Origin of the sequence: Gaiella sp., from assembly GCF_035558935.1 — a bacterium.
Taxonomy (GTDB): domain Bacteria; phylum Actinomycetota; class Thermoleophilia; order Gaiellales; family Gaiellaceae; genus Gaiella.
The window spans coordinates 1-22818 of the sequence record NZ_DATMBZ010000111.1 but is presented as its reverse complement, the minus strand read 5'-3'; the positions used below and the strand labels follow the sequence as shown (position 1 = coordinate 22818).

The 22818-nt window shown below is 69.9% G+C and carries 25 protein-coding genes and 1 pseudogene; 17 read left to right on the top strand and 9 right to left on the bottom strand.

Going from position 1 to position 22818, the window contains the following annotated elements:
• Positions 1-532 precede the first annotated feature (532 nt).
• Positions 533-817 (top strand): cupin domain-containing protein, encoded by a 285-nt coding sequence (locus tag VNM44_RS10610; RefSeq protein WP_325625846.1) that lies wholly within the window; start codon positions 533-535, stop codon positions 815-817.
• A gap of 351 nt (positions 818-1168) precedes the next feature.
• On the opposite strand, the gene VNM44_RS10605 is transcribed toward VNM44_RS10610, so the two are convergent.
• A complete protein-coding gene (locus tag VNM44_RS10605) occupies positions 1169-1909 on the bottom strand; it encodes a calcium-binding protein (protein ID WP_325625845.1) in 741 nt (246 codons plus the stop codon).
• A 325-nt stretch (positions 1910-2234) separates the two neighbouring features.
• On the opposite strand from VNM44_RS10605, the gene VNM44_RS10600 reads away from it, so the two are divergent.
• Positions 2235-3152, top strand: coding sequence for a 2-dehydropantoate 2-reductase (locus tag VNM44_RS10600; protein WP_325625844.1), 918 nt, complete (start codon positions 2235-2237; stop codon positions 3150-3152).
• A 60-nt stretch (positions 3153-3212) separates the two neighbouring features.
• Here the strand turns inward: VNM44_RS10600 and VNM44_RS10595 are convergent, their stop codons facing one another.
• The 6 genes from VNM44_RS10595 to VNM44_RS10570 all read right to left on the bottom strand — a co-directional run bounded on the left by VNM44_RS10595 (position 3213) and on the right by VNM44_RS10570 (position 7300).
• Positions 3213-3431: a hypothetical protein gene (locus tag VNM44_RS10595; RefSeq protein WP_325625843.1), complete on the bottom strand. Its 219-nt coding sequence runs from the start codon at positions 3429-3431 to the stop codon at positions 3213-3215.
• Between the two features lie 13 nt (positions 3432-3444).
• Positions 3445-3639, bottom strand: a complete 195-nt coding sequence (locus VNM44_RS10590) for a hypothetical protein (protein ID WP_325625842.1) — start codon at positions 3637-3639, stop codon at positions 3445-3447.
• Positions 3640-3867: 228 nt separating this feature from the next.
• On the bottom strand, positions 3868-4650 hold the full coding sequence (locus VNM44_RS10585; RefSeq protein ID WP_325625841.1) for an ABC transporter ATP-binding protein: 783 nt from the start codon (positions 4648-4650) through the stop codon (positions 3868-3870).
• Between the two features lie 4 nt (positions 4651-4654).
• Positions 4655-5467: an ABC transporter permease gene (locus VNM44_RS10580; RefSeq protein WP_325625840.1), complete on the bottom strand. Its 813-nt coding sequence runs from the start codon at positions 5465-5467 to the stop codon at positions 4655-4657.
• Positions 5464-6294, bottom strand: coding sequence for an IclR family transcriptional regulator (locus VNM44_RS10575; protein WP_325625839.1), 831 nt, complete (start codon positions 6292-6294; stop codon positions 5464-5466). Before VNM44_RS10575 ends, VNM44_RS10580 begins: the two co-directional genes overlap by 4 nt.
• A complete protein-coding gene (locus VNM44_RS10570) occupies positions 6257-7300 on the bottom strand; it encodes an amidohydrolase family protein (RefSeq protein WP_325625838.1) in 1044 nt (347 codons plus the stop codon). The genes VNM44_RS10575 and VNM44_RS10570 overlap by 38 nt, the downstream gene beginning before the upstream one ends.
• Before the next feature lie 95 nt (positions 7301-7395).
• On the opposite strand from VNM44_RS10570, the gene VNM44_RS10565 reads away from it, so the two are divergent.
• From VNM44_RS10565 to VNM44_RS10495, 15 genes are all read left to right on the top strand, one after another.
• Positions 7396-8415, top strand: a complete 1020-nt coding sequence (locus tag VNM44_RS10565; protein WP_325625837.1) for an ABC transporter substrate-binding protein — start codon at positions 7396-7398, stop codon at positions 8413-8415.
• 7 nt (positions 8416-8422) lie between these two features.
• Entirely contained in the window at positions 8423-9064 is a 642-nt protein-coding gene (locus VNM44_RS10560) for an isochorismatase family cysteine hydrolase (RefSeq protein ID WP_325625836.1), read from the top strand.
• Positions 9061-9843, top strand: a complete 783-nt coding sequence (locus VNM44_RS10555) for an alpha/beta hydrolase family protein (RefSeq protein ID WP_325625835.1) — start codon at positions 9061-9063, stop codon at positions 9841-9843. Before VNM44_RS10560 ends, VNM44_RS10555 begins: the two co-directional genes overlap by 4 nt.
• The gene (locus VNM44_RS10550) at positions 9840-11063 is read left to right on the top strand and encodes a cytochrome P450 (RefSeq protein WP_325625834.1); all 1224 of its coding nucleotides are present in this window, start codon (positions 9840-9842) and stop codon (positions 11061-11063) included. The genes VNM44_RS10555 and VNM44_RS10550 overlap by 4 nt, the downstream gene beginning before the upstream one ends.
• A complete protein-coding gene (locus VNM44_RS10545; RefSeq protein ID WP_325625833.1) occupies positions 11060-11770 on the top strand; it encodes an SDR family oxidoreductase in 711 nt (236 codons plus the stop codon). Before VNM44_RS10550 ends, VNM44_RS10545 begins: the two co-directional genes overlap by 4 nt.
• A gap of 325 nt (positions 11771-12095) precedes the next feature.
• Positions 12096-12557, top strand: coding sequence for a LysR family transcriptional regulator (locus tag VNM44_RS10540; protein ID WP_325625832.1), 462 nt, complete (start codon positions 12096-12098; stop codon positions 12555-12557).
• 268 nt (positions 12558-12825) lie between these two features.
• Positions 12826-13356, top strand: coding sequence for a hypothetical protein (locus VNM44_RS10535; RefSeq protein ID WP_325625831.1), 531 nt, complete (start codon positions 12826-12828; stop codon positions 13354-13356).
• Complete coding sequence (locus VNM44_RS10530) at positions 13353-14450, top strand: ABC transporter permease (protein ID WP_325625830.1); 1098 nt, start codon at positions 13353-13355, stop codon at positions 14448-14450. The genes VNM44_RS10535 and VNM44_RS10530 overlap by 4 nt, the downstream gene beginning before the upstream one ends.
• Before the next feature lie 38 nt (positions 14451-14488).
• Positions 14489-16132, top strand: a complete 1644-nt coding sequence (locus VNM44_RS10525; RefSeq protein WP_325625829.1) for an ABC transporter substrate-binding protein — start codon at positions 14489-14491, stop codon at positions 16130-16132.
• A 71-nt stretch (positions 16133-16203) separates the two neighbouring features.
• Positions 16204-17175 (top strand): ABC transporter permease, encoded by a 972-nt coding sequence (locus VNM44_RS10520; RefSeq protein ID WP_325625828.1) that lies wholly within the window; start codon positions 16204-16206, stop codon positions 17173-17175.
• A complete protein-coding gene (locus VNM44_RS10515) occupies positions 17172-18326 on the top strand; it encodes an ABC transporter ATP-binding protein (protein WP_325625827.1) in 1155 nt (384 codons plus the stop codon). Before VNM44_RS10520 ends, VNM44_RS10515 begins: the two co-directional genes overlap by 4 nt.
• The gene (locus tag VNM44_RS10510; RefSeq protein ID WP_325625826.1) at positions 18323-19402 is read left to right on the top strand and encodes a dipeptide ABC transporter ATP-binding protein; all 1080 of its coding nucleotides are present in this window, start codon (positions 18323-18325) and stop codon (positions 19400-19402) included. Before VNM44_RS10515 ends, VNM44_RS10510 begins: the two co-directional genes overlap by 4 nt.
• Positions 19399-19746: a hypothetical protein gene (locus VNM44_RS10505; protein WP_325625825.1), complete on the top strand. Its 348-nt coding sequence runs from the start codon at positions 19399-19401 to the stop codon at positions 19744-19746. The genes VNM44_RS10510 and VNM44_RS10505 overlap by 4 nt, the downstream gene beginning before the upstream one ends.
• Positions 19743-20192, top strand: a complete 450-nt coding sequence (locus tag VNM44_RS10500; protein ID WP_325625824.1) for a zf-HC2 domain-containing protein — start codon at positions 19743-19745, stop codon at positions 20190-20192. The genes VNM44_RS10505 and VNM44_RS10500 overlap by 4 nt, the downstream gene beginning before the upstream one ends.
• Before the next feature lie 8 nt (positions 20193-20200).
• A complete protein-coding gene (locus tag VNM44_RS10495) occupies positions 20201-20905 on the top strand; it encodes a haloacid dehalogenase type II (RefSeq protein WP_325625823.1) in 705 nt (234 codons plus the stop codon).
• Here the strand turns inward: VNM44_RS10495 and VNM44_RS10490 are convergent.
• Positions 20886-22502: an MDR family MFS transporter gene (locus VNM44_RS10490; protein WP_325625822.1), complete on the bottom strand. Its 1617-nt coding sequence runs from the start codon at positions 22500-22502 to the stop codon at positions 20886-20888. The genes VNM44_RS10495 and VNM44_RS10490 overlap by 20 nt on opposite strands.
• Positions 22499-22818: pseudogene (locus tag VNM44_RS10485) on the bottom strand (TetR family transcriptional regulator); the annotation flags it as partial. The gene VNM44_RS10490 and the pseudogene VNM44_RS10485, both read right to left, overlap by 4 nt.

Here is a 22818-nt window from a genome sequence, read left to right as displayed (position 1 = left end):
GCGAACGCCGATCGGGACGGGCCGCAGACGGCACTCTTACGGGGAAGACCTCCTGGTCAGCGACCAGCCAGCCCGGTCGACGACCGCATGGTTGAACGGCCGACCGCCTGGGTCGCTACCAGGGACGCGGCCTGGCCGGGCGCGGCTCGCGGCGAATCGCTCGATATCGTCTCGCGCCTCGACCGTGTGCGACGTCATCGACCAACGAGGGCCTCGAGCCCCTACAAGACAACGCGCGGAGCGCTCGATACGCCGCTCATCCAGGGGCTTCGACGACGCCGTGCGCGCGTCCATCAAGGTCAGGCTCTGCGGCCGAGATCTGTCGCCTCCTCGGGCGCCGCTTCGGGGAGCTGCTGCTCACCACTGCGGAGTGGCTACCCAGGCGGTTCCAGGAAGACGAGCCGGAGGTCGGGATGGGCGGGGCATCGGACAATGGCTTGGACGAACCAGACCGGAGAGGCGCGGCGTTCCGATCTGGCTACGTGACCGCGGAATGCCACGGAGCGACTGCCCTGCGCCCAGGGAGAGGCGGATGACCGGGCGCGCGACCTCAACCGTGCTGATCGACAACGATCGCGTGCGAGTGACACGGTGGCGCTTCGCCCCCGGTGCAGCGACGGGTTGGCATGTGCACGAGTACGACTACGTGATCGTCCCTCTGACGGCCGGTACGCTCGAACTCGTCGAGCCCGAGGGCACGAGGGACTCCCACTTGACGGTCGGCGCGCCCTACTTCCGAGAGGCCGGCGTCGAACATGACGTCGTCAACACGAACGACCACGACTTCACGTTCATCGAGATCGAGATGAGGCAGTAGCGGCTGACCCTCCCATCCTCGCGGCCGGCACAACGGGTTCGAGCAACCGACCGACGCATCCCAGATCCTCGCCGCCGTGCGCGGGCGACTCATCTGTAGAAACCATGAGAGCGTCGGCTACGCCGTCAGGCGTCGCGGCGCTCGGTGCCTGCGGCGATGTCCGCCGAGATCCGGATTTCGTCGCCGACGACCACGCCGCCGGTCTCGAGCGCCTGCTGCCAGCGGAGACTGTCCGGTGCTTGTCGCCGTCCCCCCAGGCAGAACGTCCGCGATGCGCGTCGTCTAGATGCAGACGTTCGCAGACGAGCGGCGCCATGCGGCGCCGCTCGTAACCTCGATCCCGAGTCCGCTTCACCCCTCGGGCGGGAGGTCCCCTTCCATCTGGTTGTTGACCTCACACGTTGCAGAAAGGTCGAAGCCCTGCTGGCCGTTGCAGACGTCGAACGCACCCGGATCGCCGAAGAAGGCATCCCCGAACAGTGTGTCGTCACCCTTTCCACCGAGCAGCGTGTCGTTCCCGAAGTTGCCGGTGAGGTTGTCGTTGCCATCCCCACCGTTCACTACGTCGTCACCGGGGCCGCCGAACAAGTCGTCGTTGCCCTCGTCGCCGGAGACGTTGTCGGCGCCGGTCTGACCTGTCGCAAAGTCGTTGCCCGCACCACCCTTGATGGTGTCGCTGCCGTTCTCGCCAGCGAGCCCGTCGTCACCGGAACCACCGATGATGACGTCGTTTCCGCCGGGGACATTCATGCCCCCACCCTGGCCCAGCCGGAACGAATCACCGGTGTCACCCAGGATGAAGTCACCGCCGTCGCCACCGTCGATCACGTCGTCACCAAGCCCCCCACAGATCAGGTCATCACCGCCGAGCCCCCAGATTCGATCATTGCCACCGAGGCCCACGATCACGTCCTGCCCTTCGGTGCCACGGATAACGTCGTCACCTGGCGTACCCACAATCGTGGCGTCGAACTCCTCCGGTGTCCCCTCGCCGCTCGGCAGCGGACACTGAAGTGGGGACGCACTCGTAGCTGCCGTCGCGGCAACCAAACACAAAGCGCATACGGCGACAAGCACAACGAGCCGCTTCATATCTCCCTCCCCTGTCGGTTGACGCGCGAGCGGTACCCCGCCGGAAACGATTCTGAACCTCCTCAGACTCTCGCGCTAGATGAGTCCTTCGCGCTGCCGCCCAACGTGCTTCTAGAGCAGCACAGCGCGGAGCTCCGAGAGGCCGGCCGAGCCGCGGCCGCCGCCCAGACCTGCAGAGCGGTAACGAGCCGCGCCCGACCTTCGCGTGAGAAGGGAGATCCCGTCGGCCCGCGAGGTATCTGCGAGTCGTCCGACCGCGGGCGGACTGTGACGCGCATGGCGACAACGGCGGCTCCGCCCGCCGTCGGCCGTTAGCGTTGCCGTCGTGAAGATCGCCGTCGTCGGGGCCGGCGCGATGGGCTCGGTGTACGCCGGTCTCCTCGGCGACAGCGGCAACGAGGTCTGGGCGGTGGACTCGTGGGCCGAGCACGTCGAGGCGATCAGGGCGCGCGGCCTCGTCGTCGAGGGCGCCAGCGGGAACCGCACCGTGCGAGTCGACGCGACGACCGATCCCGCCGAGGTAGGCCCGTGCGAGCTCGTCGTGATCGCGACGAAGGCGATGCACGTGCAGGAGGCGGCGGCCGCCGCGCAGCCGCTCCTCGGCCCGGACACGGTGGTGCTGCCGATCCAGAACGGGCTCGGCAGCGCCGACCGGGTCGCGGCGGTGCTGGGCGAGGAACGCGTCGCGATCGGCGTCGTCGGCGGGTTCGGGGCGTCGATCGTCGCGCCCGGCCACGTGCACCACAACGGCTGGGAGCTCGTCCGGATCGGCGAGCGGCACGGCCCCGTGACGCCGCGGATCGAGCACGTCGCCGAGGTCTGGTCACGGGCCGGCTTCCGCGTCGAGACCTACGACGACGTCGACCGGCTCGTCTGGGAGAAGCTCGTCTGCAACGTCTGCTTCAGCGCGACCTGCGCGATCCTCGAGCTCACGATCGGCGAGGTGCTGGACGACGCGGATGCCTGGAGCGTCGCGTCGGGCTGCGCCCGCGAGGCCTACGACGTCGCGCGTGCGCGCGGCATCGCGCTCTCCTTCGACGAGCCCGACGCCTACGCCCGCGCGTTCGGCGAGGCGATCCGCCCCGCGCGGCCCTCGATGCTCCTCGACCTGCTCGCAGGACGCCCGAGCGAGATCGACGTCATCAACGGCGCGATCCCGCCCGCCGCACGCGAGGTCGGCCTGCAGGCGCCCGTGAACGCGACCGTCAGCGCGCTGGTCAGGGCGAAGAGCGCGTCGGCGTGAGCGCTGCCACCTTCGCGGTCACGCCCGCGTCAGCGGTGCCGCCCGTTACCTCTATGCGCCTCAACCGTGTGCTGCGCGATGCTGCTGAATCGCGGACTCGAGCGCGTCAACGACCGCCTGAGCACTCTCGCGACCTGCTCGATCTTTCGGATGACGATCATCGACCGCGAGTCGCTGTGATGCAAGGAGAGCCTCAGCGGTGGCGAGATCGTCGCGCGACCACTCGGCAGGGTGCTCGATCAGCCAGCCGAACCATTCGTAGTCGAGGTCGTCGGGCACGGGGAGCGTCTGATCAGGAAGCGGCCTTAGGCTTCCTGCCCCGCCTGGCGACCTGACGACCGCCAAGCTTCTCCGCCTCAGCATCGGTTACGTCCAGTTCCCTTGATCCACGGCGTGCGTCGGCGAATGTGATTCGAACAACCGCGCCCCTGCCGTCGGGGATTTCCTGGCCGGAGATATCCGAGACACGGACTGTCTTCCTCGCCATGGCGTCGCCTCCGTTCAATTGGATGAACGGAGTTTGCAGGGAGGGGCGGGCGTCAGCTCCCCGAGACTCGCGCGAGGCCTGTCGGATTCACCACAACGGCGCGCGTGCGCGACCCGTTTCGGGATGCCGCGTAGGCACCCTTTCGCGGTCGTCGTCCGTTCGTCGAGGCGCGTCACGCACACCTTCCACGCGGTGTCGGACGATCGCACTGGGCGCGCGGCGGTTCGCTCACGCGGTTCGCTGCGCCTCGGGCTCGCGCGCGAAGAGGAGCTCGTGGAGCTCGGCGCCGACGCGGTCGAGCTCGGGGCTGTGCGCGGTGAGTCCGAGCGAGCGCGGGCGGCCGGCGGCGACCGGCAGGATGCGCGCGATCCGGCCCGGGCGCGGGCTCATCACGACGATCCGGTCGGCGAGCAGGGTCGCCTCCTGAATCGAATGGGTGACGAAGACGATCGTCTTCCGCTCCTCGCCCCAGATTCTCTGCAGCTCGAGGGAGAGCTCCTCGCGGGTGAGGGCGTCGAGCGCTGCGAACGGCTCGTCCATCAGCAGGACCGACGGGTCGTGGACGAGCGCGCGACAGAGCGCCACGCGCTGTTGCATACCGCCGGAGAGCTCGTTGGGGCGCCGGTCCTCGAACCCCTCGAGCCCGGTGAGCGTGAGCAGTTGCTCCGCGCGGGCGCGGTGCGCGCGGCGGTCGAGGCGCAGGATGTCGACCGGCAGCATCACGTTCTCGATCACCGTCCGCCAGGGGAGCAGCGCCGATCGCTGGAACATCAGCGACACGTCCCGTCGCGGCCTCGCCACCGCCTGCCCCCCGATCTCGACCTCGCCCGCGGTCGGCCGAAGAAGCCCTGCCATGAGGCGCAGCAGGGTGGACTTCCCGCAGCCCGAGCGTCCGACCAACGTGACGAACTCGTTCTCGCCGATCTCGAGGTCGATGCCCTCGAGTGCCCGCAATCGCGTCCCGCGCGTCTCGAAGGTGTGGGAGACGTCCTTCAGGCTGATCGCCGTCATGCGGCTACGTCTCCTCCGCCCACGGGACGAGCACCCGCTCGAGGAGCGATACCGCGTAGTACAGGACGATGCTCATCAGCGAGAGGAGCACGATCGCGGCGAACGCGAGCGTCGTGTTCGCGTTCTGGCCCGACGCGACGATGACGTAGCCGAGACCCTTCGTCGCACCGACGAACTCCCCGACGACGGCTCCGATCACCGCGAGCGCGATCGCCACCTTGAGCCCGACGAAGACATAGGGGAGCGACCAGGGGAAGCGGAACCGCAGGAAGTCCTGCAGCGTCGACGTCGACAGCGAGCGCGAGAGCTCGGCGATCTCCGCGGGAGTCGCCTTGAGGCCGGTGGCGGTCGAGATCACGATCGGGAAGAAGCAGATCAGGACGACCATGACGATCTTCGGACCGGCCCCGAAGCCCATCCAGATGACGAGGAGCGGTGCGATGGCGATCTTCGGGATCGCGTTCAACGCGACCAGGGCGGGGTAGACCGTCAGCTCGAGGGTGCGTGAATAGGCGATCGCGACCGCGGACGGGATTGCGATCGCAATCGCCAGTCCGAACCCGAGCAGCGCCTCCCACAGGGTCGTCCTGAAGTTGCTCGCGAGGATGCTCCGCTGGTCGCTCATCTCCTGCCACACCTCGAGCGGCGTGGGGACGATGTACGAGGGCCAGCCGAACACGATCGTGGCGACCCACCAGAGGCCGATGAGGACGACGAACGTCAGCGCGGGGAGCAGGACTCGCACGGCGATCGCGCCGAGACTGCGACGCGGTCGGGCGTCGACGCTCTCCTCTGCCGTGGTGGTCGCGCTGCTCACGCGAGTACGGCCTTGGCGTCGGGCTCGGACGCCAGGGCTCCGATGTCGACGCTCAGGGCCTGGGCCTCCGCCAGGAGCGCGGCGAGGATGCCGTCCGCGTGCTCGTCCACGCGCGCCGTCGGCCCCATCACCACGAGCGCGGCGAGCAGCTTCCCGGCCGCATCGACGACGGGCGCCGCGAAGCCGGCGATCCCCGCATGGATCTCCTCCCGCTGGCCGGCCCAGCCCTTTCGGCGGACCTCGGCGACCTCGCCGACGAGCGCGTCGACGTCGACGACGGTCTGTGGCGTGATCTGCTCGAGCGGGCCCTCGGTGAGCATCTCGCGCAGCCGCTCGTCGTCGAATTGCGCGAGGTAGAGCTTGCCGCCTCCCGTCGCGTGGAACGGCCACCGCTGCCCGAGCGTGACGGCGTACTTGAGCGGCCCGGTGCCGTCGACGAAGTCGATCGCGACACTGTGCGTGCGTTCGAACGCGATGAGCTTCGTCGTCTCGCCGAGCGTCGTCGAGAGTCGCTCCAGGTGCCGGCGGGCGCGCTGGCGCAAGATCTCGACGGTGGGGGTCGCGGAGAGGCGTCCGACGAGGCGAAGACTGACGGCGTAGCGCTTCGTCTCCGGGTCGACGGTGAGGTATCCCTTGCCGTGCATCGCGTGAAGGATCCCGTGCGTCGTGCTCTTCGGAATCCCGAGCGCGTCGCTGACGTCCTTGAGCGTGTACGTCGCCCCTCCGTCCAGGAACAGGTCGAGCACGTCCAGGATGCGCCCGACCGACCGGTTCTCCGGAGTGGGAGGTCTAGACGGCGAGGTCGAAGAGGCGCGCTGCGTTCTCATGACAGATCTTCCGACGGTCGTCCTCGGTGATCGGAGCGGCCTCGATGAAGTCGGCGCCGTCACCGATCTGCTCCCAGGGATAATCGCTGGCGAACATGACGCGATCCGCGCCGACCTCGTGGATCGTCGCGAGCAGCGCCGAGTCGAGCCAGTTGCCGCTGCACGTGTACCAGACGTTCGAGCGGAGGTAGTCACTCGGCTTGCGCTCGATGTCCGCCCGGTGGGACTTCGCCATCCACGGCTTGTTGAAGTCGAAGTCGACCCGGTAGAGCCAGTGCATCAGGCCCTCGCCGAGGTGGCCGAGGATCAGCTCGAGGCCCGGCAGCTTGTCGAACGCTCCCGAGTAGACGATGCGCATGGCGTGCACGGCGGTCTCGTGCCCGAACCCGAGGCCCGGCCCGGGCATCGCCCAGCCGTAGCCGAGATACGGGCCGAGCATGTTCGCGTGCGGCAGCGTGGGGTGGAGGTTGATCGGCACCTCGAGCCGCGCGGCGCGCTCGAGGATCGGGAAGTACCGCACGTCGTCGAGATAGGTGTCACCGATGTGCGAGTGGATGTTGCCGCCCTTGAAGCCGAGGTCGGTGACACACCGCTCGAGCTCGTCTGCGGCCTCTCGGGGAGCAGAGACGGGAAGGCTCGCGAGAGCCACGAAGCGGGTCGGGTGGAGTGCGACGAACGCGGCGAGGGCGTCGTTTGCCTTCCGCGTGTGCTCGACCTGGACATCCTCCTCGAACTGCTCGAACCCCGGGCTCGAGACGCTGAGGAACTGGATTGCGATGCCCGCCTCGTCCATGACGGCGATGCGCGCCTCGCTGAGATCCAGGAGGGTGTTCCGCAGGTGGTGGCTGTGGGTCAGCATGACGTCGGGCAGAGACGGCTCGAGCCAGACGCGGACGTTCTCCTCCGTGACCTCGAAGCGCGGCGGGCTCGTGCGACTCTCGAGGAGCGCCATGTAATCGGGCGTGAAGAAGTGGGACTCGAGGTCGATCTTCGGGATCCTCGCCACGGACGACGTCCTCCTTGCCTCGTTCGGAATGGTGAACTAGAGTTCCGAATCCGAGCATAACCCGTCGTCTCTCTCACCGGGAAGGGGTCGTCCAGATGCGCCTGAGCCGCCGCGCCGCAGCCCTCGTCATCGTCGTCGCCGTCGTCGCTGGAGCGCTCGCCGCCACCGCCACTCCGTCCACGTCGAGGCAACAGCTCGACAGCGTCAAGTACGCCACCTCCTTCGGAACCTTCGGGCGCGACGCGTTCGTTTACGTGGCGATCGAGAAGGGGTACTTCCGGGACGCCGGGTTCGACGTCTCCGTCGTGCCCGGGCTCGGCACCGACAACGCCCGCCTGCTCGCCTCCGGCCAGATCGACTACTCGGGCTCGGAGACACTCGGCAACATCGTCGGGCGCGTGTCCGGCGGCTTCCCGGTGAAGATCGTGGCGATCACCAGCCAGGCGACCCAGGCCGCGATCGCGACGCTCGCCGACAGCGGGATCTCGACGCCGAAGGCTCTCGAGGGCAAGACGCTCGCGGACCTGCCCGCCTCGATCGTGATCCGGCTCTTCCCGTTCTACGCGAAGCGCGCCGGGATCGACGCGTCGAAGGTGAACATCGTGCCCGGCACGCCGCAGACGCTTCCGTCGCTGCTCGCGACGGGTCGCACCGACGCGATCGGCCAGTTCACCGTCGGCGTGCCGACGCTCGTCAAGGCGGCCGGCGGCCGGAAGGTGAAGACGTTCAAGTACTCGCAGTACTTGAAGGGCCTGCTCGGCAACGCGATCGTCACGACCGACGAGCGGGTGAGGACGAAGCCCGACGAGGTTCGTCGCTTCACGCGGGCGCTGCTCAAGGGACTGAACTACGCCGTGCAGAACCCGGGCGAGTCCGGCTACATCCTGCAGAAGCACGTCCCGCTCGCGGATCCCATCGCGGCCGCGAACGAGCTGCGGATCCTCAAGTTCTTCGTCCAGAACAAGTGCACGCGGAAGTACGGCGTCGGCTACATCGACGTGCAGAAGATCAAGTCGACGGCGAGCATCGCGCGCAACGCCTTCAAGACCGCGCCGTTCTCGTATCAGGACCTGTACTCGCCGGCGTTCGTCAAGACCGCCTCGTGCAAGCTCTGACCCGACCGTGACGAGCTCCGGCGACGTCCCGGTCGCGGTCGATCCCGAGCGCACGGCGCTGCTCGTGGTCGACGTGCAGAACGACTTCTGCCACGCGGACGGCTACTTCGCGCGCATCGGCTTCGACGTCGGCCCCTGCGCGGCCGCTGCTGCACGAATCCGGCCGATCGTCTCCGACGCCCGCGCGCTCGGGCTGACGGTCGTCTGGACGATGAGCACGAACGCCGATCCTCCCGTGCACCGGCTTCTCCCGCAGCGGTTCCGCAGGGACGGAGTCGACGAACGACCTCCGGATCAGTTCGTCCCGGGGTCGTGGGGCTGGCAGCTCGTCGACGGGCTCGAGCCGGAGGACGGCGAGCTTGTCGTTCGCAAGCCGCGCTACGACGCCTTTCTCCGGACGTCGCTCGAGGACGACCTTCGCACGCGCGGGATCGACACGCTCGCGATCGCGGGCGTCATCACGAACTGCTGCGTGGACACCTCGGCCCGCAGCGCCTTCATGCGGGGCTTCGACGTCCTGGTGCTCGAGGACGGTGTCGGAACCTTCGCGGAGGAGCGGGACCTGCACGCGTCCGCTCTGCGCAATCTCTCGCTGCTCTTCGCCGTCGTCGGAGATTCGACCTGGCTGCAGAGGGTCGTCGCCGCATGAGGCCCGACGAGCTACCCGCGTTCTTCGACGGGCTCGAGCGGTGGGCCGGCGAACGCGACGGTCAGGCGGAGGTGCTGGCCTACGGCGAGCACGAAGACCAGGTGATCGAGCTCCGAGGGCCTTCGACGACCCAGGCGCAGCCACTCGCGATCGTGCTTCACGGGGGCTTCTGGCGGGCCGGGTTCACGCGCCGGAACACGACCGCGATCGCAGTCGCGCTGGCCGAGGCGCGATGGGCGAGCGCGAACGTCGAGTACCGCCGCCTTGGGCCCGGCGCCTACCGCCCCATGCTCGACGACGTCGCCGCCGCGCGACGCCGCCTCGAAGGCTTTCATCCCGTCGTCGCCGTCGGGCACTCGGCCGGCGGGCATCTGGCCCTGTGGCTCGGCGCCCGGGGCATGGTGGACGCCTGTGTCGCGCTCGGCGGGGTCTGCGACCTCGCGCGTGCGGCCGAGGCGGAGCTCGGGTCGGGCGCCGTCCAGGAGCTCCTCGGCGGGTCTCCTGACGAGGTGCCCGACGCATACCTCGCGGCCGACCCGGCGGCGCGGCTCCCGCTTCGGGTGCCCCAGGTTCTCGTCCACGGCGTCGACGACGATCGCGTGCCGCTCGCGCACGCGCTGGCGTATGCGGCGCGCGCCCGCGAGGCGGGTGACGACTGCCGCGTCGTCGAGGTCGACGCCGGGCACTTCGAGCCGATCGACCCGCGCTCGCCGGTCTGGCCGGAGGTGCTCGGCGCGCTGGAGCTGGCAGCGTCCGCAGTGGCGGCGGCGGCACCGTGAGCGAGCCGACGGCCATCGCGTTCGACCCGACGAGCGCCGAGCAGCGCGAGGATCCGTTCACGGTCCTTGCGCAGGCCAGGCAGGAGGAGCCGGTCTTCTACGCGCCCGACCTGCGGCTCTGGGTCGTGACGCGCCACGACGACGTGCTCACGGTCCTCAAGGATCACAAGACCTTCTCGTCCGTCGGCGCGCTCACCTCGGCCACGGCCGAGCGGCCGCCCGAGGTGACGGAGATCCTTGCGCAGGGTCACCCCGAGATGCCGTACATCATCGAGGTCGACCCGCCGCTCCACGATCGCATCCGCGGCCTCGTCGCGCGCGCGTTCACGCCGCGGCGAATCGAGGCGCTCGAGCCGCGTATCGAGGAGATCGCAGCCGGGCTGATCGACGGGTTCGCTGCGCTCGGCAGCGTCGACGTCGTGGAGGCATTCGCGTGGCCCCTTCCCCTCAGGGTGCTCGGGGAGCTGTTCGGGTTCCCGGAGGACGACCTCGAGCGCATCCACCACTGGGGGACGGACTGGCTCCTGCTCCAGCAGGACCGCCCCGCGGAAGAGCTCGTCGAGCATGCCCGCGGGCTCGTCGAGCTCCAGGACTACTGCGTCGCGGCGGTGGAGGAACGGTCGCGCCGCCCGACCGACGACCTGCTCGGCGCCCTCGTCGCGGCCAACGATTCGGCAGCCGACCCGCTGAGCGTCGTCGAGATCGCCGGCCTGCCCCTCGACCTGATGGTCGCCGGGCACGTGACCGTGACGAGGGCGATCGGGAGCACGCTCGCACGCCTCTTCGTCGAGCCGGAGCTCCGCGGGCATCTGCTCGACCCGTCGCTCGCGCCAAAGGCGATCGAGGAGATCCTCCGCCTCGAATCGCCCGCGCAGGGCCTGTTCCGCGTCACGACGCGCGAGGTCGAGCTCGGCGGCGCCACCATTCCCGGGGGCGCCAGGGTGATGGCTCACTTTGCGTCGGCGAACCGCGACGAGTGCGTCTTCGCCGAGCCCGACGACTACTGCCCGGAGCGGGGAGACATCGGCAAGCACCTCGCGTTCGGCAAGGGCATCCACTTCTGCATCGGCGCGCCGCTCGGCCGGCTCGAGCTCCGGGTGGCGCTGCCGATGCTCCTCCGCCGCCTTTCCGGTCTCCGGCCCGGGGAGGGAGTGGCCGTGCGCGAGCCCGTCTTCTTCGCGCGGGGGTTTGCGTCGCTGCCCGTCGCGTGGGACCCGTGACCGGCGTCGTCGTCGTCACGGGGTCGGCCTCCGGGCTCGGGAGCACCTACTGCCGTGAGCTCGCCGCCGCCGGCTGGACCGTCGTCGGAGCCGACCTCCGCGAGACCGAAGACGTCGCCCTCTCGGTCGTGACCGACGTCTCGGACCGTCAGCAGACCGAGCGGCTCGCCGCAGAGACGCTCGACCGGTTCGGGCGGATCGACGGCCTGGTCAACAACGCTGCGTACTACACCGCGATCGTGAAGCGCCCCTTCGAGGAGATCGACGACGACGAATGGGACAAGGTGTTCGACGTCAACGTCCGCGGAGCCTGGCTCACCGCCCGCGCCGTCGCTCCGGCGATGCGACGCCAGGGGCACGGGAAGATCGTCAACGTCTCCTCGATGACCGTGCCGACGGCCCCTCCCGGCTTCGCCCACTACGTCGCCTCGAAGGCGGCGATCGTCGGGCTCACACGCGCTCTCGCACGTGAGCTGGGGGCCGACGGAGTCTGCGTCAACACCCTGACGCCCGACTACATCGCGTTCGACCGCGACTACGACAATCGCCAGGTGGAGATGGCCGACGCGCTCGCCGCCCAGCGGATCTTCGCCCGCAGGCAGGCACCCGAGGACATGGTCGGCGCGCTTCTCTTCCTGCTCGGCCCCGGCTCGGACTTCGTCACGGGTCAGAACATCTGGGTGAACGGCGGTCGCGCCTTCAGCTGAGGTCTCGCACGTCCCTGGTTCCGCCGCGAGTAAACACCTCGGACCGCTGTCCCGCATCGCCCGCCGGAAGACGGACGACGGATGCGCCAACTTTTTCGCCGTCTCGACGTCGTACGCGGCATCGATCACCTCGGGCCAATCCTCGGTACGTCCCAGGTGCTTGGCGCTGTCGCCGCATGTCGCGGTGCGCGCCGTCGCACGTCGAGCGTGCGCGTGCGGCCCGTCGTCCTCCGCCCGCGGTATATCCCGGGCGTGGCGGCGCGGTGGCGGTGTGGTGCGGCTTCGCGGACGGACGCCGGTCGGCGCGTGGGCGGCGCGCCCGGCGATGGATGACGCCTTCCGCCGTCAGTGGGCGGTCCAGCTCGCGAAGGAGCGGGCCGACCAGGCGCGTGCCTGGAGCCCGACGTACGACGAGCCGGACGAGCCCGAGCGGCGGCCACTCGAGCGCTCGCGCTGGCTCGGGCTCCAGGTCCGCTCGCTGCTCGCGCTCGTCGCCGTCGCCGAGGAGGGCAGCTTCGTCCAGGCGGCACGGCGACTCGGGTACTCCCGCTCGACGATCAGCCACCAGATCGCGCAACTCGAGTCTGCGATCGGCGAGTCGCTCGTGGTGAGAGGCAGCGGCTCGAGATCCGTGACGGTCACTCCCGCCGGGAACGTCGTCGTGGCGCATGGGCGCGCCGTGCTCAAGGTGCTCGAGAACGCCGAGGCGCAGCTCGCGGAGCTCGCCAGGCGCGAGCGGTCCAAGGGAACCGGCCCCTCGAGGGGCCTCTTCCCCGCGACGCAGTGACCTAGCGCCGAGCGTCGCCGAGGTCAGTCCCCTTTCCGGGACGGACCCCTGGGAACCTCACAAACGTCGAAGTTCTCGACGTTTCCTGGGAACCGTGTCGCCGGTGTTGTAGACACGTCTGGCCGTCAGACGTCGGGCGGACCGGCCCGCGGAGTGTCCCACGGGCCGGCTTCCGCACCGACAGACGGACGACGATGACGACACCGGCCCCGAGCACGCAGATTCGAGCGGCGACCCGTCCCGGGCGCGCGGTCGAGGGCGGACGCGCATGAGCGCGCGGCGGACGCGGCGTCGGCTGCTCTGGACGCTCGGCGCTCTCGCCGTCGTCACGGGCGTCGTGCTCGTGCTCGTGGTCGGGCCGGACACGAACCCGGCTCCCGAGCATTTCAGCGCCGCGCCGGCGCAGCAACCGGAGCACCTCGTGAAGGCGCCGCTCCCGCACGAGGCGCGCCGCGTCGCGGTCAGGTTCATCCAGACCGCGGTCGCGCGTCAGAACCTCGACGAGGCGTGGACGCTCGTCGGCCCGAACCTGCGCGGCGGCCTCACGAAGGAGCGCTGGACGACCGGGGAGAACCCCGTCGTCCCCTACCCGATCGACGAGCTCGACGTCGCGCCCTACAAGATCGACGAGTCCTACACGCGGAGCGCGCTCCTCGAGGTCGCGCTGCTGCCGCGCAAGGGCTCGGGCGTGCGGGCCCAGGTGTTCTTCCTCGGGCTCGTCAAGGTCGGCGCCGGCGAGCGGTCACGCTGGGTCGTCGACAACTGGGTGCCGCGGGCGGCAGCGGTGGTGCCGAGGTGAGCAACCTCGCGGACAGCGCGGAAGCGACGTCCAACGGTCAGGTCGTCTCCCTCCTGGGCGGCGCCGCCGCCCTCCCGCCCGTCGACATCCCGCTGGACGACGAGCTCGACTCCGACCTCGAGGGGTCGAGCGTCGTCGCCCGGGGCTACTGGGAGGGCGTCTGGCTGCGACTCAGGCGCGACAGGTTCGCGCTCGCGGGCGGCGTGTTCATCGTGCTCCTGTTCTTCGTGGCCTTCGCCGGCGCGCCGCTCGCGTCGCGGATGCTCGGGCACGGCCCGAACGAGCCCTTCCTCGTCTCCGGCGGGCTCGACGCGGATCAGCTCCCCGCCGGCCCGTGGACCCATGTCGGGAAGCTGACGGAGGACGGCGACCTCGAGCAGCAGCTCTTCGTGCTCGGCTCGGACTCGACGCTTGCCCGGGACGAGTTCCTGCGCCTCCTCTACGGCGCGCAGGTGTCGCTCGAGGTCGGGGTGGGCGCGACCCTCCTCTCCCTGTTCCTCGGCTCGCTCCTCGGCGCGGTCGCGGGGTTCTACCGCGGCTGGGCCGACACGGCGATCTCGCGGATGGTCGACCTGACCATGGCCTTCCCGTACCTGCTCTTCGTGATCACCCTCGCAGGCACGGTCGGCACGAGGCTCAACCACGTGACGCTCGGCTTCCTCGGTGAGGGCGTGATCACGCTGATCCTCGTCTTCGGCCTGCTCGGCTGGTTCTACTCGGCTCGGGTGATGCGCAGCGTCGCCCTCTCGATCCGCGAGAAGGAGTTCGTCGAGGCGGCGCGGATGGTCGGAGCGAGCAACTGGCGGATCATCCGCTCGCACGTCTTCCCGCACCTCCTCGGGCCGCTGATCGTGCTCGCGACGCTCAACGTCGCCGCGTTCATCCTCGCCGAGGCAGGCCTCTCGTTCCTCGGGCTCGGCATCCAGCTGCCGACGGCGAGCTGGGGGAACCTGCTCGCCGACGCGCCGCAGTACTACACCTCCCGGCCGCTTCTGATGGTGTGGCCGGGCATCGCGCTGCTTCTCACCACGCTGGCCTTCAACCTGCTCGGAGACGGCCTGCGCGACGCGTTCGACCCGAGGGGGTCCCGATGACCCCCGCCACCCGACGCCTGTCCTCGGAAAGGAGCCACATGCACGGCAAGCGCCTCGCCGGGATCGTCCTCGCGATCTCGAGCCTGACTCTCCTCCTCGTCTCGGCCTCGACGGCCGCCACGAGCGCGAAGAGGGGCGGGACGATCGTCCTCGACATGACGACGGACGTGGACTACATCGACCCGCAGCTCTCGTACTACGGCGAGACCTGGAAGCTCGAGGCCACGACGGCCTGCAAGCTCATGAACTGGCCCGACAAGGAGGGCGCGGCGGGTGCGGTCGCGACGCCCGAGGTGTCCCAAGGGCTGCCGCTCGTCTCGAGGGACGGCAAGACGTACACGTTCACGATCAGGAAGGGCTTCCGCTTCTCGAACGGCAAGCCCGTGACCGCGCAGAGCTTCGTGGACGCGATCAACCGCTTCGCCAACCCGAAGATGCAGTCGACGGGCGTCCAGTTCCTCGACATCATCAAGGGCGCGCAGGCGGCGGTCGACGGGAAGGCGGGCTCGGTCTCGGGAGTCAAGGCCCGCGGCAACAAGCTCGTCGTCCAGCTGACGAAGGCGTCGCCCGACTTGCTCGCACGCGTCGCGATGCCCTTCTACCAGGCGATCGATCCGACGCTCGCAAAGCAGATCGACGCGAACGGGATCAACCAGTACGCGTCGTGTGGGCCGTACTACTTCGCGTCGCGCACACCGGGCCGCTCGATCACGCTCAAGCGCAACCCCTACTACAAGGGCGGCCGCGCCGCGAACGCCGACACGATCCAGGTGAACATCGGCAACGACGTCGCGGTCGAGTACCAGAACGTCGAGAAGGGCACGTCGGACTACGCGTCCGGCGGGATCCCGGCGACGGAGTGGAAGAACGTCGTTTCGAAGTACGGGCTGAACAAGAAGGACGGCCGCGTGCAGGTCCGGCCGCAGCTCGACGTCCGGTACGTCGCGCTCAACCACTCGCGGCCGCTGTTCAAGGACAACCCGCAGCTTGCGAAGGCGGTCAACTGGGCGGTCGACCGGCAGGCCTTCTCCGCCCAGGGCGGCTACCTGTACGGCAAGCGAACGGGTCAGATCTTGCCGCCCGGAATGCTCGGCTACAAGCCTCAGGGGATCTATCCGCTGAAGGTCACGGCGAACACGATCAAGCAGGCGCGAAAGCTCGCGGAGGGCAACCTCCGCGGCGGCAAGGCGGTGCTCTGGTCGTCGAACGCCGGCACCGCGCCGCTCCAGGCACAGCTGATCCAGTACAACCTGAAGCAGATCGGGATCGACGCGGAGATCAAGCTCCTGCCGCGCGCCCAGCAGTTCACGAACGCCGGGAACCCGCAGACGGCGACGTTCGACATGACGGTCGAGCGGTGGGGCGCCGACTACGCCGACCCGTACGACTTCGTGAACGTCCTGCTCGACGGGAGCCAGGTCACCCAGCCGCAGCACAACAACTACGCGTACTTCAACGTCGCGAAATACAACAAGGAGATGACCGCGGCGTCGCTCCTTCAGGGGCCGAAGCGCGGAGTCGCGTACGCGGCGCTCGACGGGAACATGATGCGCACGAACCCGCCGTGGGCCCCGCTCGTCAACTCGAACGACCGGATCTTTCTCTCGGCGCGCGTGGGGTGCGTGACGATCAACGAGATCTCGTCGACGGGCCCGCTCCTGAACGTGCTCTGCCTGAAGTAGCAGGCAACCGGATGGGGAGGGGCGGAACCTGGTGACCGCTCCTCCCCGGCCACCGACGACCACGACGACCGATGCTCAACTACATCCTCAGACGACTTCTCTGGGCCTGCGTCCTCTTCGTGGGAGTGACGCTGATCACCTACGTCCTCTTCTTCCTGCTCCCGGCCGACCCGGCGCGGCTCGCCGCGGGCAAGTCCGCGACGGCCGAGGACGTTGCCCGCGTCTCGCACCAGCTCGGCCTCGACCGGCCGGTGCACGAGCAGTACGCCCTCTTCCTGAAGCGACTCGTCGTCGATCACTCGTTGGGTCGCTCCTACGCGAACCGGCGCAGCGTCAACGAGATGGTCGGCGAGGCCATCCCGGTGACGACCGCGCTCGTCCTCGGCGGGGCCGTTCTCTGGATGCTGATCGCCCTGCCGATCGGGATCCTCTCGGCCCTCAAGCCGCGATCGCTGATCGACCGGGGGGCGATGATCTTCATCCTCGTCGGGATCTCCGCGCCGGTGGTCTGGATCGGCCTCCTGCTCCAGTACTTCGTCGGTTTCAAGTGGGGGCTGACACCGAACGCGGGCTACTGCGACGTGATCGACCCGCCCGCCGGAGCGAGCTGCGGCGGCCCGGGCGACTGGGCGTACCACATGATCCTGCCCTGGGTCACGTTCGCGATTCTCTTCGCGGCCAGCTACGCCCGGATGATCCGCGCGAACGTGATGGACACGCTCGGCGAGGACTACGTCCGCACCGCGCGCGCCAAGGGAGCACCCGAGAACATCGTCATCCGGCGCCACGTCCTCCGGAACGCGCTGCTGCCGGTCGTGACGATGCTCGGCCTCGACATCGGGGTCGCGCTCGGCGGCGCGATCTTCACCGAGGCGATCTTCAACCTGCCCGGGCTCGGCCGGCTGGCGCTGAACTCGGTGCTCAACCTCGATCTGCCCACGATGCAGGGCGTGATCGTGTTCGCGACGCTCGCGATCATCCTGCTCAATCTCGTCGTCGACCTCGTCTACGCGATGATCGACCCGCGGATCCGGCTCGCATGACGATTCCCGGCGTGGACATCGCGCCGTCCGGCGGCACGCCGCCCGAGCCTCTCCTTGCCGTCTCCGACCTGCGGACGTACTTCAAGACCGACGACGGGATCGTGAAGGCCGTCGACGGCGTCTCGTTCGAGGTGCGCCCGGGGCAGACGCTCGGCGTCGTCGGCGAGTCGGGCTCCGGGAAGAGCGTGACGATGATGTCGATCCTCGGCCTCAACCCGAAGCCCGGACGCATCGCGGTCGCTCCCGGTTCGTCTCCGGGCCCGCAGATGGAGGCGTTCCTGCACCACTCGAAGAAGCACACGTCGGTCTCGACAGGACAGGCGCTGTTCCGCGGCGAGAACCTCCTGCAGGCGTCGCAGCGCCGTCTCCGTGCTCTCCGCGGGAGCGAGGTCTCGATGATCTTCCAGGACCCGATGACGTCGCTCAATCCGGTGCTCTCGATCGGGAAGCAGCTCGTCGAGGCCGTCCTCCTGCACCGCGACGTCACTGTGCGGGAGGCGCGGGAGCTCGCGATCGAGGGCCTCCAGGAGGTTGGGATTCCGCGGGCCGAACGGCGCATCGACGACTACCCGCACCAGTTCTCGGGCGGGATGCGGCAGCGCGTGATGATCGCCATGGCCCTGATCAACGAGCCGGCGCTCCTGATCGCCGACGAACCGACCACGGCGCTCGACGTGACGACCCAGGCGCAGATCCTCGGGCTGATCCGGCGGCTCCAGGCAGAGCGCGGCACCGCGGTCGTCCTCATCACGCACGACCTCGGCGTCGTCGCCGAGACGGTCGACGACATCGTCGTGATGTACGCCGCTCGGATCGCGGAGCGGGCGCCGGTGTTCTCGCTCTTCGAGCGGCCGCTCCACCCCTACACGTGGGGGCTGCTCGGCTCGCTGCCGCGGCTCGACGTCGAGCTCGAGCGGCTCTCCCAGATCCGCGGCCAGCCGCCCTCGCTCCTGCGGCCACCCGCCGGATGCAGGTTCCGGCCCCGGTGCGCGTTCGCGTTCGACCGCTGCCGCGGAGAGCTGCCCGAGGCCACCCCGGCGGGGTTCGACCCCGAGCACCTCGATGCCTGCTTCCTGGACGAGAGCCGCAAGCTCGAGGAGTCGGCCCGCATCGTTGCCGAGCTCGGGCTCGAGGCGGAGGCCGCTGCATGACGCCGGACGTGCTGCTCGAGGTGGAGGACGTCACGAAGCACTTCCCGATCACCGAGGGGATCGTCTTCAAGCACGAGGTCGCCTCGGTGAAGGCGCTCGACGGCGTGTCGCTCGCGGTGCGTCGCGGCGAGACGCTCGGGATCGTCGGCGAGTCGGGCTGCGGGAAGTCGACGCTCGCGCGCGTGATCATGCGGCTCCTCGAGCCGACGAGCGGCACCGTCCGCTTCGACGGGAAGGACATCACGCAGCTCTCGCAGCGCGACCTGCGCGTCTTCAGGCGTGAGCTCATGATGATCTTCCAGGACCCCTACGCCTCCCTGAACCCGCGCAAGCGCGTCGGGTTCATCGTCTCCGAGCCGCTCGAGATCCACGGTCTCGGCACCGACGCGGAGCGGAAGCGGCGCGTTCAGGACCTCCTCGAGGTCGTCGGCCTGAACCCGGAGCACTACAACCGCTTCCCGCACGAGTTCTCGGGCGGGCAGCGCCAGCGGATCGGGATCGCGCGGGCGCTCGCCGTCAACCCGAAGCTGATCGTCGCGGACGAGCCCGTCTCCGCGCTCGACGTCTCGGTGCAGGCGCAGATCCTGAACCTGCTGAAGGACCTGCAGGGCGAGTTCGGGCTGACGTACGTCTTCATCGCCCACGACCTGAGCGTCGTCCGGCACATCTCGGACCGCGTCGCGGTGATGTACCTGGGCAAGCTCGCCGAGCTCGCTCCCGCCCGCGACCTCTACGCGGCGCCGCGCCACCCGTACACGGGCGCGTTGCTCTCCGCCGTCCCCATCGCGAACCCGCGCCGTGGCCGCGGGCGCAGCGCGTTCGTGCTCGGCGGCGACGTACCGAACCCGATCAACCCGCCGAGCGGCTGTCGTTTCCATCCGCGCTGCCCGCGCGCCCAGGACGAATGCGCCCTGACGGACCCGCCGCTCGAGCAGCGCGCGGCCGGGCACGAGGCGGCCTGTTTCTTCCCGCTCGAGAAGTGGCCGCTGACGGCGGACGAGATGCGTCGGCCCGCGACCGTGTCGGCGCCGGGGGCCGAGACCGAGCCGTTGGCGGCGGCTCGCGGGCCGTCGTGATCACGCGCGGCCTCCGCGACCTCGCCGCCGGCCTGCTCGGGATCTGCGGGTTCACGGCGCTCTTGTCGCTCGGGATCGGCGCTGCCGCCGGGCTCTCGGCGCAGCGCGCGCTGTCGGGCGGCTTTCTGCTCGTCGGCTCGCTGTTCTTCACTGCCGGTGCGGTCGTCGGGTTGCGCGACCCCTCTCGTGCGCGGGAGCGGCGCGTCGCGCGCGGCGATCCGGCAACCGGAGCCGCGGGCCTCGGCAGCTGGACAGAGGCGTTCCACCTCTCGGCGCTCCTCGTGGCCGTGGGCGTCCTGCTCGTCCTCCTCGGCGTCGTCCTCCACCCGACCAGCACACTGTGATCGCGGCGGTTCGCGTTCCGGACTGCGACGCTGCGCGGCTGCGGGCCTCACTCGCCCTGGACGGCGAGCTCGACGACGTCGGCCGAGCGCAGCTCGCCCGGCACCTCGAGCGCTGCGCCGAGTGCGCGCGGCTCGCGGGCCGGATGGAGGCGGTCTCCGAGGCCCTCCGCCGCGCTCCGCACGAGCGCTTCCGCTGCGAGCCGGGTCGGTTGCGGCGACTCCGGTCGACGTCGACCTCGGTGCGTCACTGGGCAGGCGCGACCGTCGCCGTCGTTGCGGTCGTCCTCGTCACCGGCGCGCTGCCCGAGGGTACCGCGCCGCAGCGGCACGAGCACCAGTCCGCGACACTCGGCGCCGCTGCGCGCCTGAGCCCGCTGGAGCTGCCGATCGGTCAGCGCTCGGCGATGGACGACTTCGTGGCGCCGCCGCTGCACGCACGTGGTTGACTCCCTTCGTGGCGGTCGACTTCGCGGCCTACGACGTCCTCACGTTCGACTGCTACGGCACGCTGATCGACTGGGAGACCGGGCTGCTCGCCGCGCTCCGCGAGGCGCTCCCCGGCTCGGTCGACGTCGGCGACGACGCGCTCCTCGAGACGTATGCCCGGCACGAGGCAGAGGCCGAGAGGCCGCCGTACCGCAGCTATCGCGCGGTTCTCGCCGCCGGGGTGCGCGGCGTGGCGGACGACCTCCGCCTCGACGTCGGAGACGACGCGGTCGCGCGCTTCGCCGAGAGCGTGCTCGAGTGGCCCGCGTTCCCCGACTCGGCCGAGGCGCTCGGACGGCTGCACGAGCGCTTCCGTCTCGGCGTGATCACGAACTGCGACGCCGACCTCTTCGCCGCCTCGAGCGAGCGGCTCGGCACCGACTTCGACTGGGTGATCACCGCGGATGCGGCACGCGCCTACAAGCCTGCGCTCACGGGCTTCGAGCTCGCGTTCACGACGATCCCGGTGTCGCGGGAGCGGATCCTCCACGTCGCGCAGAGCCTCTTCCACGATCACGTGCCCGCGAAGCAGCTCGGCCTCACGACGGTCTGGATCGACCGCAGGCACGACCGGCCGGGGTCGGGCGCGACGCCGCCCGCTCGGGCGACGCCCGACGCGACCTTCCCGAGCATGCAGGCGTTCGCCGATGCGGTCAGCGCGCCGCGGCCCTGACCTCGGTCTCGACGGGCACCTCGGGCAGTGACTCCTCGACCGGCGGGGCGCCGCGCCCGAGCGTCGTGCGCAGCGGCACCTCTTTCAGGAACCACGCGAGCACGGCCGGGACGATCGCGATCGCCATGCCCCACAGGAAGACGCCGTGCAGGGCGTTCGCGAAGACCCGGAGGAAGTCGGCGCGCACCTCGGGGGGAAGCTCCTTCGCCCGTGCCGGGTCGATCGCGCCGACGTCGCCGAGCCGGGCGACGACGTCCGCGGGCAGGCGCGTCAGCTCGTTCGCGAGCCGTGAGGCGAAGATCGCGCCGAAGAGCGCGACGCCGAAGGAGCCGCCGACGGAGCGGAAGAACGTGGCAGTGGAGGTGACGACGCCCATGTCCTGCGGACGGGCGTCGTTCTGGACGATGAGGACGAGCACCTGCATGACGAGCCCGAGGCCGATGCCGACGATCGCCATGTAGACGGACGCGACCCACGCGTCCGACTCCACCGTCAGCCGCGACAGCAGGTACATCCCGAGCACGAGCACGACCGTGCCGACGACCGGGTAGACCTTGTAGCGCCCGAAGCGCGTGATCGCGCGTCCCGACGCGATCGCGGCGACGAGGAGGCCGCCCATCAGCGGGATCATGCGGAGCCCGGAGCTGGTCGGGCTCGCGCCGTACACGAGCTGGAGGAAGAGGGGCAGGTAGATGATCGCCCCGAACATCGCCATCCCGATCATGAAGCCCATCCCGCTCGCGAGCCGGAACGTCCCCGAGCGGAACAACGAGAGCGGGATGATCGGCTCGGGCGCGCGGCTCTCCTGCCAGACGAACGCCACGAGCATGGCGACCCCTGCGATCCCGAGCCCGACGATCTCCGGTGAGCCCCAGTCGTACTGGTTGCCGCCCCACGTCGTGACGAGGATGAGCGCGGCGACTCCGCCCGCGAGCAGTCCCGCGCCGAGGTAGTCGACCCGGTGCCGCGTGTGCGGCACGTGCAGGTGGAGCCGGGTGACGACGATCACGAGCGCGAGCGCCCCGATCGGCATGTTCACGTAGAAGACCCAGCGCCACGAGAGGTTGTCGACGAGGAAGCCGCCGAGCAACGGGCCTGCGACGGACGACACGGCGAAGACGGCGCCCATCAGGCCCATGTAGCGGCCGCGCCGGCGCGGCGGGATGATGTCGGCGAGGATCGCCTGCGCCCCCACGATCAGCCCGCCCGCGCCGAGGCCCTGGAGCGCGCGGAAGAGGATCAGCTGGAGCATCGTCTGCGAGAGGCCCGAGAGCATCGAGCCGACGAGGAAGATCACGATCGCCGCGACGAACACGGGCTTGCGCCCGAGCATGTCGCCGAGCTTGCCGTAGAGGGGCGTCGAGACCGTCGAGGCGAGGAGGTACGCGGTCACGACCCACGACAGGTGATCGAGGCCGCCGAGCTCGCCGACGATCGTCGGCAGCGCCGTCGAGACGATCGTCTGGTCGAGCGCGGCGAGGAACATGCCGAGCATCAGCGCGACGAAGACCGTCGTGAGCGCGCGGCCGTGAAGCCCCTCGTCGGGGATCTCGATCGCTGCCGGGCGCGTCGTGCCCGCGCCGTTGCCGTCGCTCATCGCCGTTCCCTGTCGAGAAGCTTGTTCATCTGCGGCCGCGTGAGCGGGCCGCGGGGGAGGGGTGTCGCGCCCTCGGCGCGGAGCCCGTCGAGCAGGAGCCCGAGGTAGCGCCGCCAGAGATCGGGCGCGACGCAGCGCGAGGCCTCGATCACGCGGCCGCCGGTCATGAAGACGAGCGGCATGTCCTCCGGCACGAAGTCGGCGCGCAGCGAGCCGTCCGCCTGTGCGCGCTCGACGAGCCGGCGAACGAGCGGCCGGACGCGCCGCCTGACCTCGTCCCGCACCCGGCCGTGCTCCGTGCCCGCGAGCAGCTCGC

Excerpts from the sequence above, each read along its gene's own strand:
- VNM44_RS10585 (WP_325625841.1), bottom strand. The coding sequence starts at position 4,650 with ATGACGGCGATCAGCCTGAAGGACGTCTCCCACACCTTCGAGACGCGC.
- VNM44_RS10610 (WP_325625846.1), top strand. The coding sequence starts at position 533 with ATGACCGGGCGCGCGACCTCAACCGTGCTGATCGACAACGATCGCGTG.
- VNM44_RS10525 (WP_325625829.1), top strand. The coding sequence starts at position 14,489 with ATGCACGGCAAGCGCCTCGCCGGGATCGTCCTCGCGATCTCGAGCCTG.
- VNM44_RS10540 (WP_325625832.1), top strand. The coding sequence starts at position 12,096 with ATGGATGACGCCTTCCGCCGTCAGTGGGCGGTCCAGCTCGCGAAGGAG.
- VNM44_RS10515 (WP_325625827.1), top strand. The coding sequence starts at position 17,172 with ATGACGATTCCCGGCGTGGACATCGCGCCGTCCGGCGGCACGCCGCCC.
- VNM44_RS10510 (WP_325625826.1), top strand. The coding sequence starts at position 18,323 with ATGACGCCGGACGTGCTGCTCGAGGTGGAGGACGTCACGAAGCACTTC.
- VNM44_RS10535 (WP_325625831.1), top strand. The coding sequence starts at position 12,826 with ATGAGCGCGCGGCGGACGCGGCGTCGGCTGCTCTGGACGCTCGGCGCT.
- VNM44_RS10605 (WP_325625845.1), bottom strand. The coding sequence starts at position 1,909 with ATGAAGCGGCTCGTTGTGCTTGTCGCCGTATGCGCTTTGTGTTTGGTT.
- VNM44_RS10520 (WP_325625828.1), top strand. The coding sequence starts at position 16,204 with ATGCTCAACTACATCCTCAGACGACTTCTCTGGGCCTGCGTCCTCTTC.
- VNM44_RS10575 (WP_325625839.1), bottom strand. The coding sequence starts at position 6,294 with ATGAGAACGCAGCGCGCCTCTTCGACCTCGCCGTCTAGACCTCCCACT.
- VNM44_RS10490 (WP_325625822.1), bottom strand. The coding sequence starts at position 22,502 with ATGAGCGACGGCAACGGCGCGGGCACGACGCGCCCGGCAGCGATCGAG.
- VNM44_RS10565 (WP_325625837.1), top strand. The coding sequence starts at position 7,396 with ATGCGCCTGAGCCGCCGCGCCGCAGCCCTCGTCATCGTCGTCGCCGTC.
- VNM44_RS10555 (WP_325625835.1), top strand. The coding sequence starts at position 9,061 with ATGAGGCCCGACGAGCTACCCGCGTTCTTCGACGGGCTCGAGCGGTGG.
- VNM44_RS10590 (WP_325625842.1), bottom strand. The coding sequence starts at position 3,639 with ATGGCGAGGAAGACAGTCCGTGTCTCGGATATCTCCGGCCAGGAAATC.